The sequence below is a fragment of the uncultured Cellulomonas sp. genome, assembly GCF_947494015.1.
GTDB lineage: Bacteria > Actinomycetota > Actinomycetes > Actinomycetales > Cellulomonadaceae > Pengzhenrongella.
In genome coordinates this window covers 1-14,456 of sequence record NZ_CANLTL010000017.1, presented here as the reverse complement: position 1 = coordinate 14,456, position 14,456 = coordinate 1, and the positions used below count along the sequence as shown (strand labels likewise).

The 14,456-nt window shown below is 74.9% G+C and carries 9 protein-coding genes; 2 read left to right on the top strand and 7 right to left on the bottom strand.

From position 1 onward, the window contains the following. Nucleotides 1-67 precede the first annotated feature (67 nt). Complete coding sequence (locus Q0840_RS16485) at nt 68-1,534, bottom strand: NCS2 family permease (RefSeq protein WP_298461449.1); 1,467 nt, start codon at nt 1,532-1,534, stop codon at nt 68-70. 243 nt (nt 1,535-1,777) lie between these two features. Here Q0840_RS16485 and Q0840_RS16480 point away from each other — a divergent pair, with 243 nt between their 5' ends. Beyond that, nucleotides 1,778-2,887 carry an acyltransferase gene (locus Q0840_RS16480; RefSeq protein WP_298461446.1) on the top strand — a complete coding sequence of 370 codons (1,110 nt, stop codon included), beginning with the start codon at nt 1,778-1,780 and terminating at the stop codon, nt 2,885-2,887. Nucleotides 2,888-3,516: 629 nt separating this feature from the next. Here the strand turns inward: Q0840_RS16480 and Q0840_RS16475 are convergent. The 6 genes from Q0840_RS16475 to Q0840_RS16450 all read right to left on the bottom strand — a co-directional run bounded on the left by Q0840_RS16475 (nt 3,517) and on the right by Q0840_RS16450 (nt 11,920). Further along, the gene (locus Q0840_RS16475) at nt 3,517-6,318 is read right to left on the bottom strand and encodes an O-antigen ligase family protein (RefSeq protein ID WP_298461444.1); all 2,802 of its coding nucleotides are present in this window, start codon (nt 6,316-6,318) and stop codon (nt 3,517-3,519) included. A 93-nt stretch (nt 6,319-6,411) separates the two neighbouring features. After that, complete coding sequence (locus Q0840_RS16470; protein ID WP_298461442.1) at nt 6,412-7,596, bottom strand: glycosyltransferase; 1,185 nt, start codon at nt 7,594-7,596, stop codon at nt 6,412-6,414. Beyond that, nucleotides 7,589-8,518: a glycosyltransferase family 2 protein gene (locus Q0840_RS16465; RefSeq protein ID WP_298461439.1), complete on the bottom strand. Its 930-nt coding sequence runs from the start codon at nt 8,516-8,518 to the stop codon at nt 7,589-7,591. The genes Q0840_RS16470 and Q0840_RS16465 overlap by 8 nt, the downstream gene beginning before the upstream one ends. After that, a complete protein-coding gene (locus Q0840_RS16460) occupies nt 8,515-9,444 on the bottom strand; it encodes a glycosyltransferase family 2 protein (RefSeq protein ID WP_298461436.1) in 930 nt (309 codons plus the stop codon). The genes Q0840_RS16465 and Q0840_RS16460 overlap by 4 nt, the downstream gene beginning before the upstream one ends. A gap of 5 nt (nt 9,445-9,449) precedes the next feature. After that, on the bottom strand, nt 9,450-10,370 hold the full coding sequence (locus tag Q0840_RS16455; protein ID WP_298461433.1) for a glycosyltransferase family 2 protein: 921 nt from the start codon (nt 10,368-10,370) through the stop codon (nt 9,450-9,452). Continuing rightward, nucleotides 10,370-11,920 (bottom strand): sugar transferase, encoded by a 1,551-nt coding sequence (locus Q0840_RS16450; protein WP_298461430.1) that lies wholly within the window; start codon nt 11,918-11,920, stop codon nt 10,370-10,372. The genes Q0840_RS16455 and Q0840_RS16450 overlap by 1 nt, the downstream gene beginning before the upstream one ends. A 151-nt stretch (nt 11,921-12,071) precedes the next feature. Here Q0840_RS16450 and Q0840_RS16445 point away from each other — a divergent pair, with 151 nt between their 5' ends. Continuing rightward, a complete protein-coding gene (locus Q0840_RS16445; protein WP_298461427.1) occupies nt 12,072-13,637 on the top strand; it encodes a polysaccharide biosynthesis tyrosine autokinase in 1,566 nt (521 codons plus the stop codon). Nucleotides 13,638-14,456: the final 819 nt, after the last annotated feature.

Genomic DNA, 14,456 nt, shown 5'->3' with positions numbered 1-14,456 from the left:
AGGGCGGGGCGGGTGGTGAGCGGTCCGGGGTCACTCCCCCGGCTCACCGGGGCGGTCACGCGCCCGGTCAGGCGCCGAGCAGCGTCCGGATCGGCTCGAGCGCGAAGTAGACGACGAACAGGGCCGCCGAGAGCCACATCAGCGGGTGCACCTCGCGCACCTTGCCGACGGCGACCTTGAGCACGACGAAGGCGATGAACCCCGCCCCGATGCCGGTGGTGATCGAGTAGGTGAACGGCATGAGGATGATCGTCAGGAACGCCGGGATGGCGATCTCGTAGCTGGACCAGGTGATGCCGGCGACCTGCATCATCATGAGGAAGCCGACGATGACCAGGGCCGGGGTGGCCGCCTCGTACGGGACCATCGCGACCAGCGGGGACAAGAACGTCGCCAGCAGGAAGGCGATCCCGGTGACCACCGAGGCCAGGCCCGTGCGGGCGCCGTCGCCGACGCCGGTCGCGGACTCGATGTAGCTCGTGTTGGACGAGACGCTGCCCGCGCCGCCCGCGGCGGCCGCCAGGGAGTCGACGACGAGGATCTGCCGGGTGCGCGGCGGGGTGCCGTTGTCGTCGAGCAGGTCCGCCTCGGCGCCGATCGCGACCATCGTGCCCATCGTGTCGAAGAAGTCGGCCAGCATGATCGAGAAGACGAGCAGCACGACCGCGACGAGGCCGATCTTCTCCACCGACCCGAACAGCGAGAACTGGCCGAGCAGGGAGAAGTCCGGCGCGGCGACCAGCTGGTCGGGGATGGCGGGGACGTCCAGGCTCCAGCCGTTCGGGTTCTCCTCGGTCCGGCCACCGATGCCGACGACCGCCTCGAGCGCGACGGCGAGCAGGGTCGCGGTGACGATCGAGATGAGGATGGCCCCGCGCACCCGGCGGGTCATGAGGACGATCATCAGCAGCAGTCCGACGACGAACACCACGATCGGCCAGCCCACGAGCGACCCGCCCGCGCCCAGCTGCAGCGGCGTGCCGGCGCCCGGGGTGACGAAGCCGGCGTCGACCAGGCCGATGAGGGCGATGAACAGGCCGATGCCCACGCTGATCGCCGTCTTGAGCTGGACGGGGACCGCACGGAACACCGCCTCGCGGAACCCGGTCAGCACCAGCAGCAGGATGATCAGGCCCTCGAGGACCACCAGGCCCATCGCATCGGCCCAGGTGACGTCCGGCAGGCTGGCGATGGAGAACGCGACGACGGCGTTCAGGCCCAGGCCCGCCGCGAGCGCGAGCGGGAAGTTCGCGACCACGCCCATGAGGATCGTCATGACGCCCGCGACCAGCGCGGTCGTCGCCGCCACCATGCCGAGGTTCGGCTCGGTGCCACCGCCCAGATACTGCCCGGTGCCGTCCGGGATGGTCCCGATGATCAGCGGGTTCAGCACGACGATGTAGCTCATCGCGAAGAACGTCACCAGGCCGCCGCGGACCTCCGCGCCGACGGTCGAGCCGCGCTCGGTGATCTTGAAGAAGCGGTCGACGGCGCCGGTCGCGGGTGCCGGTCGCGTGGGGGTGGAGGTCGCCATGGGGGCATGGTGGCAGAGGGGGCGGGGTGGGTGGCGGGGGTGTCCGGGGATGCCCGCCGGCGGACACGGGGCCGGGACGAATCCGGCGAGCAGGACGATCCGACCGCTCAGGTACCGACCGCACGCGTCGATAGGGCCGAGGTGCCCGCCGTCCGCGGTCGTGCCGCAGCCGGCCGTCCTGCGCCCGCGGGCCGGTCCCACGTCCCGTCGGCAGGTCGGCGAGCGGTCCCCTGAGGAGCATCGATGTCGCACGACAACAACCTCCACGCCCTGCGCCTGGCCGCGGCCGTTGCTGTGGTCGTGTCCCACTCCTTCGCGGTCGCCGGCAGCGCGGAGCCCGCACCGTGGTTCAACCCGCTCGGCACGACGTGGGGCTACCTCGGTGTGCTGGTCTTCTTCGGGATCAGCGGCTACCTCATCACGACGAGCTGGGAGCACGACCCGTCGGTCCGTCGCTACGCAGCGAAACGGGCACTGCGCATCGTGCCCGGGCTGGCGGTCGCAGCGGCCGTCACCGCCTGGGTGCTGGGTCCGCTGCTGACGACCGTGCCGCTCGGCCGCTACCTGTCGAGTGCCGCGACGTACCTCTACCCGCCGCTGACGACGCTGGTGTTCGCCCCGACCCCCGAGCCCCCGGGCCTGTTCGTCGCCAACCCCCGCGCGGACCTCAACGCCTCGTTGTGGACGATCCCCGTCGAGGTGCTGTGCTACGGGCTCCTGGTCGTCGCGGCCCGGACCCGGCTGCTGCGCTCACCCCTGCTCCCCCCGCTGGTGGTCGTCGTCGCGGTGCTCGGCTCACCGCAGCTCGGTGACGCCCACGGCCTGCTGCGGGCGGCCGGCGTGCCGCTGCCTGCGGTCGGTGGAGCAGCCATCCCGGTGGACGAGATCCTGCTGCTCGGCGCAGCGTTCTTCGCCGGCTCGCTGCTGCGCACCTGGCGCCGCCGGCTGCCGCTGCGGCCCGATGTCGCCGTGGCGGTGCTGGTGGCCCTGGTGCTGCTGCGGGACACGGCAGCGGGCGACGCCGCGGCCGCCGTGGCGTTCCCCTACGTGGTGCTCACGGTGGGCCTGGCATGCCGCCGGGTGCCGTTGGGCGGCGTGACCCGCAACGACCTGTCCTACGGGGTGTACCTCTTCGGCTACCCGGTGCAGCAGGCCGTCGTCGTCCTCACCGGCACCCGCGACCCGGGACTGGTCACCGTCCTGACGCTGGTCGTGGTCGTGCCCCTGGCTGGCCTCAGCTGGCGGTACGTCGAGAAGCCCGCCCTGCGCCTCAAGCCCCGGGCCAGGAGCGTGACGACGCCCGCGGCGGCAGCGTCGTCGTCCCGCGAGCCGGTGGACGCGTCGGCGCCGTGAACCGCGGCGTGAGCCCCGGACGTACCGCGACGGTCGACGCCGTGCCCCAGCACCGCCCGGCGGCGCCCGGCCCGCCGTGAGGTGCCCGGGTCGTCGCCGGCGACGTCAGTGTCACCGGTATCCGCCCACCGGCTCGCGCGTCGCACGGTGGCTGGTGCGTACGGACGGACGGCGGACCCGCATTCGCCCCGCTGACTCGTCCGCGGGGACGACCGCGAGGAGCCGGGCTGGGCGTCGAACCCTTTTTGATCTGCGGCTGCCGTGGATCGCAGGCCGGTGTCCATGACGTCGACGAGCGATCCGCTCGCGACGCGGTCGTGCCCTGGGTAGCGGGCGGCGCGCGCTGGTTCGACCGCTCGGGGCGACCCGACCCGTGGTCGGTCGTGCGGCACCTGGCCGACACGGGCGTCGAGGGGAGGCGGCGTGATCTCGGCCGTACCGATGGCCGTACCGATGGCCGTACCGATGGGACGAACGACGGGTCCCCGCTCGGCGCAGATCACGACGAAGCGGCCCGACGTTCTCGGCGCCGGTGCCGAGATCACGGTTGCGCTGCCAGCGTCCTGCACCATGCCGGCGCCCTCGGCAGTCCCCCCGGTGCGCGCGGTCGTCGCCGACCTCGCCGTCGATCAGCGCCCGGAGGACGCGACTGACCGCACGGAGCGACGCGCGGCGCCTCGAGCACGTCGGTCGACGCGCGCCGGGGCACGGCGTGGTGACGGGACGACGGCCTCACCCGCGAGCCCGTCGGGACGGGCACTCGCGGCAGCGCGCCCCGCCGCCTGCCCGTCCCCTGCGGCGGCCGCCTCACGCGCGCCTCGCGATGCCGGCCCGGCGGTCGACGAGCTCGCCGCGGCTCCGCGGGACGACAGCAGCGCCCAGCCGAGGATGCCGATCGCCATGGCTGCCGGCCAGGTCAGCACGTAGAAGAAGGCCATCTCGACGGCGAGCACGGCGAGGACCAGGCGGCCCGCACCGCGTCCCCGCACGACGGCGACGAGGAGCGGGACGGCCAACGCCAGGACGGCGGCCAGACCGTAGTCGAGCCAGACGCTGACGTAGAAGTTGTCCAGGGTGACCGCCTGGCCGTCGCCGATGCGCGCGGACTGCAGCAGCCGCTGCTCGGCGCCGGGGCCGGCGCCCAGCAGGAACGTCGCGGGGTCGCGGGTGATCTGCTCCCAGGCGAGCTGGAGCCGCAGGGTCCGGGCGCCGGCCGAGACGTCGCCCCCGATCTGCAGGCGCAGCAGGAACGACCGCCAGAGGTCGCCCGCCGCGGCCGGGGCGGCCACCGCGGCGGCGAGGGCGGCCACGACTCCCACCACGGCGATCCCCACGGTCCCGCGGGTGACCAGGCGACCGCGCTCGCGACGCGCCAGGACGTGCACGGCCGCGACCACCAGCAGCGCCAGGAACGCGCTCCGGCTGCCGGAGACGGCGACGCCGAGAGTGGTGAGCCCGGCGGCGATCGGCCACCACCGGGGGCGCCGGGCGAGGGCCAGCGCGGTCGCGGTCACCGCGACGGCGCCGAACACGATGGGGTGCCCCTGGGTGCCGCCCGGTCGTCCGCCGTAGGCGCGCGAGGAGTACTGGACCGCGCTGGCCCACGCGTCCAGCACCGGCCACGTCCCGGTGAGCCGCTGGTAGAGCGCCAGGAGGCTCACCGCGACGCCACCCCACACCACGGCCACGACGACCCGGTGGGTCAGGCCCGGGTCGCGGCGCAGCTCGGCGACGACGTGCCAGGCGATGAGGGCGTACAGCGCGAGGGTCCGGATCGGCGCCTGGACCGCGTCGAAGCCCGGCCAGCTGACCGCCACCGCGACGGCGACCGCGACCGCGACCGGGAGGATCGGCAGCAGGACGCCCCAGTCGGGCGCGCCCTGGACGAAGCGCCGCAGCCGGCCGACCGCCGCGACGGCGGCGCCGCCGACGAGCAGGTACGTCAGCGTGCTGATGGGCCATCGGTCGTCGACGGTGATGGTGACGGTGACCGGGACGAAGAGCATCCCGAGCACGAGCGCGAGGGCACCCGCACGCGGCCGCACGAGCACCGCGGCGAGGCCGGCACCGGCGACGAGCGCAAGGAGCTTGGGGTCCGACGCGACGGCCCAGCCGAGCAGGGCGGCCAGCACGGCGCCGAGGACGACGGAGGCCTCCACGCGGCGCCGGGCACGGGGGCTCGGGGCGACGTCGGGCACCGCGCGAGCGTAGCCCGACCCGTGCCTGGTTGCCGGGGCGGCGTCCCGCACCGAGCGCAGTCCGGCGGTCAGCCCGACCACCTGGACCGTCAGCACCAGGGTCTCGGCGGCCACCAGCGCCCACAACGCTCCCTCGGCACCGGACCGGGACGCGCCCAGCAGCACCAGGGGGATGCCCATGACGCACGCGACCGTCGCGCTCGCCAGGATCCAGCCGACCCGTCGCAGGCGCACCAGACCCAGGCCGCCGACCGCCCGGGAGGCGGCTGTGAGGGTGATCAGGACGCCGCCCAGCGCAGCCGGTGCGGGCGGCACGGAGACCGCGCCGGTGAACACGACGTGCGCGACCGTCGGCCCGGCGACCGCGAAGAGGACCCCCCCGGCGACACCGGCGGTGAGGTTGACGAGCGTGGCGACGCGGATCCGCCGGTGCTCCTGCGGCCGACCGCTCGCTGCCCCGATCCAGCCTTGGAACATGTTGGGCACGCTCTGCATAACCGCGAGAGCCATCCGAGCGAGGCGCTCCACGGCCGCGAACCCCGCGACCGCGGCCGGGTTCACGGCGCCGACCAGCGCGGTGGGCAGCGCGATGTAGGCGGCACTCAGGGCGCGAGCACCCATCGCGGTGCGCTGCGTCCGGATGCCGTCCCGCACCGCCGCGAACGGCACCCGCACCGACGTCCCGGGGACCCGGTCCACCAGACGCCACCCGAGCACCGGAGCCGCCAGACCCGCGACGAGCGTCCCGAGCGGCGACACCCACAACGGAGCGCCGAGCAGCAGCGCACCGGAGGCGGCCACCACGGCGACCATGCGCGGCACGGAGTCCGCCAGCAGCACGTGCCGCGGTGAGCCGGTGCCGAGGAAGTACCAGGCGGGCGACAGCGCCGCGGCGGTCGTCGAGAGGGCCGCGACGGCGGCGGCGACACCGTGGTCGGGCGCCAGCACCGCGGCGACGAGCGCGGCGGGCACGGCGAGCAGCGCGAGGACGAGCGCCTTCGCGTAGCCCGCGAGCAGGTACAGCCGCGGCCGCTGCGGGGCGGGCGTGCGGGCCACCAGCTGCGGACCCGTCAGACCCCAGGCGAGCTCGGCGAACACCGCGGCTCCCCCTCCCACCGACATGCCGACCGCGACCGCCGACCAGCCGGCGCTGCCGGACGTCGCGGTGATGGCGGGGATGGCCAGCAGCGGTGTCGCCGCGGCGAGGGCGGGGATCGCGAGGTGTGCGAGCACGGGGCGTGCTCGCCGCGTCACCGAGGTGCGCGAGGCCATGAGGTGTTCACTTTCGGTCGGTGGTGCAACGGGGATGGGTCGCGCGCAGACGCGTCAGCGACGGGGACGACGACGACCGGGGCGCACGGACTCGATCCGGTCGACGAGGTCCCGCGCGCTGCGGGCGCCGCTCAGCTGCTCCCCGCGGGCTCGGGCCTGGGCACGCAGCGCGGGCAGCCGGTCGGGGTCAGCGGCCAGGGCGCACAGCGCGTCCGCGAGCCGGCCGGGGGCCGGCTCCACCAGCACTCCTCCCCCCGGGCGCAGGATCTCGACCGTCCCGCCGCAGGCGTACCCCACGACGGGCGTCCCGGCGACGAGCGACTCGGCGGTGACCCGGCCGAACGCCTCGTTGCGCGCTGTCACCAGCGAGACGTCGTAGCCGGACCACCGCGACGGCATGTCCGGGACGGCGCCGTGCACGGTGACGAGCCGCTCGACCCCCAGGTCCGCGATCTGCGCCCGCAGGACGGCGAGCTCGCGCGCCGTGCCGGCGCCGAAGACGTCGAGCGTCACCGGGACGTCCCGGTCGCGGCAGGCCGCCACGGCGGCGACCGCGTCGGACTGGCCCTTGTCGCCCCCGAGGGTGCCGGCGATGACCGCGCGGAGAGCGCCCGGCTGCGGGCCGCCGGAGCGGTGCGCGGACGTGCCGACCGGCGCGGTCGGCTTCACGGCGGGGGGAGCCGGCGGGGACACCGGCGGGGACACCGGCGGGTGGATGACCACGCTCGGCGTGCCGAGCTGGGAGGCAACGTACGCCGAGACCGCCACCACGAGCGAGGACCGGCGGGCGATCTGGCCCACGAGCACGTCCTTCGGCAGCAGGCTGCGCAGGGTGGGGTTGGACCGGACAGACTCCCGGACCACGGTGACCACCGGGATCCCGCGCCACGCCGCGGCGTACATGGCGGCCGGGGCCACTGCGGAGTTGACCACGACGACGTCGGGCCGGGCGCTGCGCAGGCGCCACCACACGGCCGCTGCGTCGCAGGCGACCTGCGCGAGCCGGACCGCGCCGACGAGCCCGCCGCCGCGTCGGCTCATCCACCAGTGGTTCGCCACGACCCGCACGTCCACCGGCCGACCCGGCCGGCTCCTCAGGGCGACGGTGAGCGGGCCGTCCGCGGGCACCCACACGGTCACCGCGTGCCCCCGGGCGGCTGCCTCGTCGACCAGGGCGAGCAGGCTCCGCTCGGCACCGGCCAGCTCCGCGCTGTGGCTCGCGAAGAGCACGTCAGCCATCGGCGGGCCGCCGCCCGTGCACGCCACGCGCCCCGTGCACCAGGCCCTGCGCGGCGGCCCGCGCGTGGCCCCGCGCGACGGCGTCGGCGGCGACGGTGGCCCAGATGCGGTGCAGCCGCCAGGACAGCAGCGCGCCGACCGGCCCGCGGTGCTTGCGGAAGAAGAGCCACTCGTTGCGGATGGAGTAGTAGAAGGCGGAGGCCGACCGCGCGGGCAGCGAGCCACCTCGGGCGTGGCCGACCGAGTCACGGCACAGCAGGGTGACCGCCATCCCGACGCCGCGGGCGCGGGCGCACAGGTCGAACTCCTCCTTGTAGTGGAAGAACGACTCGTCGATGCCGCCGAGCGCGCTCATGGCGCCGAGCTCGACGACGATCGCCGCCCCCGTCACCACGCGCACCTCGTGGCGGCCCCGGTCGCAGCCGGGGCAGACGAAAGGTCGCGGCGTCATCGGGCGCCCGACGGCGGCGGTGACGTACTGCGCACCCGCGACGCCGTCGCGGGTGACGACGTGCTGGGAGATGCCCACCACCGCGGACCGCTCGGCCTCCTCGAACATCGCGCGCAGCGCCCGTGCGGTGGGCACGGCATCGGCGTTGACCAGGGCGACGGCGCGGTCACCGCGCTCGCGTGCCGTCCGCATGCCGGTGTTCATCCCGGCCGCGTAGCCGCCGTTCGCCGCGCGCCGCACCACGACCACGCCGGGGAGGTCGCGCAGGGCGGCCCGCTGCGAAGCCCAGTCGTCCGACCCGTTGTCGACGACGACGACGCCCGGCCACCAGGACCGCGGCAGGCTCTGCACGGCGCGCACGGTGTCGCGTGCGCAGTTCCAGTTCAGGACCACGACCGAGCACCCGGCGGGACGGCCGAGGTCGTCGTGCTGACGCCCCGCGGCGGGGACGGTCGCGGCAGTCGTCGTCATCGGCCGGACCCCGTCCCTGTCCGGCGCTCGCGCAGCCCGACGGCGAGACCGACCGCGGTGCCGCGCAGTGCGGCGCCCAGCGACCCGGCGCGCAGGTGCCGGACCGACTTGGCGACGGTCACGGCCATCACCATGAGCTCGAAGCGGACCAACCGGCCCACCGGGAAGTGCCGCAGGGCGACCTGCTGCCGGTTGCGGGCGAGCAGGTACACCTTGCGGGCGTGCAGGGACCGGTCGTCGCGGACGCTGTGCCCGCCGATGTGCGGGAAGAAGGTGGCGACCGGCCGGCACGGGACGCCCTTCGCCTGCAGGCGCAGCGCGAGGTCGACGTCCTCACCCCAGGCGAACAGGGACTCGTCGAACCCGCCGGCCGCCAGGAACGTGGACCGGTCGAAGACGGCGAAGCCACCGCTCGGGCCGACCAGCGCGGACCGCTCGGACGGTGCACGGTCCACGAACCACAGCCCCCACATCATGCCGATGCCCAGGTGGCGCCGTCCGGCGGTCTCCTGGCCCACCGCGAACGACCGGGCACCGGTGGTGTCCCTGGTGACCGCCTCCAGGACGCTGCGCACGGAGGCGGCGTCGACCAGGACGTCGGGGTTGACGAACGTGACCCAGCCGGTGCGGGCGGTCGCCGCCCCGTGGTTGCTGGAGGCGGCGAAGCCCGGGTTGTGCGGGCACTGCTCGACCCGGACGTTCGCCCCGGGGGCACGGCCGCGCAGCCACCGGGCGTCCGAGGAGTCCTCGGAGTTGTCCACGAACACCCAGTCGACCTCGTCGGCGAGCTCGCGGGCGACGTCGAGCATGGCGTCGAGGCACTCCGCGGCACCGGCGTGCGACCGGTAGGTCACGGTCACCATGGTGAACCGGGCAGCACGGGTGGAGCGGTCGGGGACCGGGGCGGCGAGGAGCGGCGTCGTCATGCCGGTCACCGTCCGGCGACGGCGGGGACGAGCCGGCCGGCGTCGGGCCGCTGCCGGGAGCGGCGGCGGTGGGCGGCGCTCACGCCGGCGAGGAGGACGAAGCGGGCGGCGATGCCGGCGTACACGGCCGCGTCCGCCGCGAGGTTCCGTCCCCCGTCGTAGGTCGCGTAGAAGATCGCCATGCTGCGGTGGAAGTGCCAGTTCAGCTTGGGGCTGCGGTGCTTGCCGGAGACGCCACCCTTGAGGTGGACGGCGGTGACCCGCCCGTCGTACCAGACGGGCCAGCCGGCGTCGGCGAACCGGCGGCACCAGTCCAGGTCCTCGCCGTACATCCAGTAGCGCTCGTCGAACAGGCCGACCTCGCGCATCGCCGCGGTCCGCACCAGCATGAACGCCCCGTTGACGGCGTCCACGCGGTCCAGGCCGCGCTCGGGGACGTGCGGGGCGCGGTAGCCGCCGGCGCTGCCCGACCGGCCGAGGAAGTACTGCAGCGCCTGGAGCGCCGACGGGAACGACCGCTTGGCGGCGTGGTCGAAGGTGCCGTCGCTCTGCTCGAGCCGGCAGCCGACCATGCCGATGTCCGGGCGCGAGCCGAGCAGGTCCAGCAGGTGCGGCAGGACGCCGGCGCGCAGCTCGGTGTCCGGGTTGAGCACCAGGACGTACGGGGCGGTGACGTCGCGCAGGACGGCGTTGTTCGCGACGGCGAACCCGTCGTTGCCGGCCCGCCGGTGCAGCCGCACCCACGGGTACTCCTGCTCCACGCGGTCCGGGGTGCCGTCGCCGCTGCAGTTGTCGACGACGTGCACGACCACCCGGTGCTCGCCCAGCACGTGCTCGGCCAGCGAGTCCAGGCACCGCCGCAGCACGCCCAGCCCGCGGTAGGCGACGACGACGATCTCCAGGTCGGGGATCCGGGTGTCCTGCATCAGTACGCTCCTTCGCCGGCGACGATCGCCTTGGCAGTTCGGGCGAGGATCAGGAGGTCACCGAAGACCGTCCAGTTCTCGACGTAGTAGACGTCCATCCGGATCGCCTCGTCCGGGCTGAGCTCGGACCGGCCCGAGACCTGCCACAGGCCGGTCAGTCCCGGCTTGACCAGCAGCCGGCGGTGGGCACGGCGGTCGTACTGGGCCACCTCGCGGTCGATCTGCGGCCGCGGCCCGACCAGGCTCATCTCGCCGCGCAGCACGTTGAACAGCTGCGGCAGCTCGTCCAGGGAGTAGCGGCGCAGCACCCGGCCCAGCGGCGTGACCCGCGGGTCGTCCTTGGCCTTGTAGAACATGCCGACGTCCGCGCCCATCACCTCGTCGAGCCGGCGGTCCGCGCCCTGCTCCATGGACCGGAACTTGAGCATCGCGAACGTGCGGCCGCCGCGGCCGACCCGCTCCTGGCGGTAGATGACCGGCCCGCGGCTGGTCACCGACACCAGCAGCGCGATGACCGCGAGCACCGGGGCGAGGACGACGGCGATCGCGAGGGCGAGCACCCAGTCCAGCGCCGACTTCAGCGCGTACTTCGGGCCGGAGAACCGCGGCTCGTCGACGTAGATGAGAGGCAGCCCGTTGACGGGCTGCATGAGGACGCGCGGTCCGGCGACGTCGGTGAGCGAGACGGCGAGCGCCAGGTCGATGCCGGAGCCCTCCAGGTCCCAGCCGAGCCGGCGCACGGTGTCCGCGGTGACCGCGTCGGCGCCGGTGACCGCGACCGCGTCGACGCCCAGCGTGCGCGCCATCGCGGCGGCGCCGTCGAAGGTGCCGACGACGGGGACGCCCAGGACGTCGTCGTCGGGCCCGGCGGCGGGGCCGGGAAGGCACACGCCCGCGACGCCGAGCCCGGCACCTCGGCGCAGGCCCACCTGCCGGATCAGCGCCTCGGCTTCCTCGCGGTGGCCGACGACCAGGACGCGGGAGGCCATCCGTCCGCCGCGACGGCGCCGGTGCAGCCACTGACGCCAGCCGAACCGGCCCAGGAGCAGGAGCGTCAGCCCGAGTGGGAGCGCCACGGCGAGGTAGCCGCGGGCGATCTCCATCCGGAGCAGGAAGGCGGCCACGGCGACCGCGGCGAAGAGCCGCCAGGTCACCCCGACGACGCGCTGGTACTCGGTCGGTCCGCTGCCGACCAGGCGCCGGTCCTGCGTGCGGCCCAGGACGAGCGCGGCGAGCCACGCCCACATGAGCACGACGGAGACCACCAGGTAGCTCGTCGAGAGGTCGCCGCTCACGCGCGCCGTGCCCACGGCGTCGAACCGCACGACGTACGCGGTGAAGACGGCGAGGTAGACGGCGACGGCGTCGGTGACCAGGACGCGGGTCAGGTAGGCCGACCACCAGCGCACGGGTCGCGGGGGCGCGGTCGCTGCGGTGGGCGTCGGCGGCGCGGTGGGCGTCGGAGGCGGCGTCGGCGTCGGGGTCGGGGTCCCGACCGCACCGACGGCGCGCACGGGACGCACGTTCGCTGGCGTGGCGGTCTGCACCATGACTTCTCCCTGCAGAGGCTGCCGGGCCCGTCGGGACCGACCCCCGCTGGTGGCGGGGCACCCCTCACATCGGCCGATGCCCGGCCGAATGGAGGGATATCGCGCCAAACGTTCACGGGCGGCGAAACCGCCCCGAAGCAGGAGAAACCGGATGGAACTGCACGACTACCTCGTCACCTTGCGCAAGCGCTGGGTGTCCGTCGCGTTGATCACGGCGCTCGCCCTGTGCGGTGCGGTGGCGGCGACGCTGCTCGCCACGCCGGCCTACGAGGCCAGGTCGCAGGTCTTCGTGTCGGTGCGCACGGCCGGCGGCAGCACGTCCGACCTCGTGCAGGGCAGCAGCTTCACGCAGAAGCAGGTGAAGTCCTACACCGACCTCGTCACCAGCCCGCGGGTGCTGGTGCCGGTGATCCGGCACCTGGATCTGGCGACGACGCCGGACGAGCTGGCCGAGTCGGTGACGTCCAGCTCCCCGCTGGACACGGTGCTGATCAACATCACCACCACGCACCAGGACCCCCAGGTGGCCAGCGACCTCGCCAACGCCATCGCCGACAGCCTCGCCGCGCAGGTCACCGAGCTCGAGCAGCCGTCCGACTCCGCCGTCTCCCCGGTCGAGATCAACACCGTCCGCACGGCCACCCCGCCCACGGAGCCGTCGTCGCCCAACGCGGTGCTGAACATCGCGCTCGGCCTCGTCGTCGGGTTGGCCGCGGGACTCGGCCTCGCCGTCCTGCGCGAGGTGCTCGACACCAAGGTCCGCACCGAGTCCGACGTCCACCACGTCACGGACACCTCGGTCATCGCGACCATCGGCTACGACGTGAACGCCCCCGACGAGCCGCTCATCGTGCAGACCAGCCCGCAGAGCCACCGCGCGGAGTCCTTCCGCCGCCTGCGCACCAACCTGCAGTTCCTCGACATCGCCGACCGCCCGCAGACGATCGTCGTGACGTCGTCCCTGCCGGGCGAGGGCAAGTCCACGACCACCGTCAACCTCGCCATCTCGCTGGCCGACGCCGGCTCGCGCGTCGTCCTGGTGGACGCCGACCTGCGCCGTCCCTCGGTCGCGGAGTACATGGGCCTGGAGGGCGAGGTGGGCCTGACCACCGTCCTGATCGGCCGCGCCACCGTCGAGGACGTCGTCCAGCCCTGGGGCAACGGCAACCTGCACGTCCTCGCGTCCGGTCAGATCCCGCCGAACCCGAGCGAGCTGCTCGGCTCGCGCTCGATGGCGAACCTGCTGGACCAGCTCGCGAGCGAGTACGACGTCGTCCTCATCGACACCCCGCCGCTGCTGCCGGTCACCGACGCCGCGATCCTGGCCAAGCTCACCGGCGGCGCGCTGGTCGTCGTCGGCTCGGAGAAGCTGCACCGCCAGCAGCTCGCCGAGGCCATGGGGTCGCTCGAGACGGTCGGCGCCCGGGTGCTCGGCGTGGTGCTCAACCGGCTCGCCCGGACGCAGGGCGACACGTACGCGTACTACGACTACTCCTCCACCCCGACCGAGCCGGTGAGCCGCAAGCAGAAGCGGTCCCGGGCGGCGTCCGTGCCGCAGCAGCGGTCCGGACGCGCACCCGCCCGGCGGTTCCCGTCCCGCGCCCAGGGCGACGTCGCCGCACAGATGATCCAGAGCACCAACGGCGAGCTCGCGGGCGCCGGCAGCCACCGGTGGCCCGGCGGTCGCCTCTCCGACCACGAGCCCACCCAGGGCTGACCGACACCGCACCACCGCAGCACCGCAGAGGGGCCCGTGCCGGACGGCACGGGCCCCTCTGCCGTCCCCGGCACACCTCCGCTCCCCTCGCCGCGCCCGCTGCGGTCCTGGGCGCCGTCGGCGCCGGGCCGGGCCGGGCCGGGCCGGGCCGGGCCGGGAGAGCGTCGGGGCAGACCGGCCTGGAAAGCGTCGGGCGCGCTCGCTCCCCCGCCGCCCAGTGCGACGTTGTCCACCGTTCATCGGCCCGGCACAGGTGGACAACGTCGCACTCGGCGGGGAGCGGTCCTCGGGCACCGCCCGACGGCGTCGGGAGGCGCAGGGCGGCGCAGGGCGGCGGGAGGCGGACCGCGCCGTCGTGCACGCGCCGCCGAGGAAGCGGTTCTGGGGTTCCGCCGGGCCGCCCGCGGAGCGACCGGCGCGCGCTCGCGCACCCGATGCCGAGTGCGACGTTGTGGACCCTTCGCCAGCCGCGAAAGGTCGGCTACGTCGCACCCGACAGGCGCAGGCCGCCGAGTGCGACGTTCCGGACCGTCCAGACACCAGCAAGGGTCCACAACGTCGCACTGGGCAGGCGTGGGGCGCCGAGTGCAACGTTCCGGACCGTTCGGACGCCGGGAAGGGTCCGGAACGTCGCACTCGACCCTGCCGGGGGCCGGGGGCCGCCCTCGCGGGGGGCGGCGGGGGGCGGGCGGGGACGCACGACAGGGCCGGGGGGCCCCCCCCGGGGGGGGGGGCCCCCCCCCCGGGGGGGGGGGCCCCCCCCCCGCGCGGGGGGGGCGCCCGGGCGGTGAAGGCGCCACCCGCCCCCACAGGCGGGCG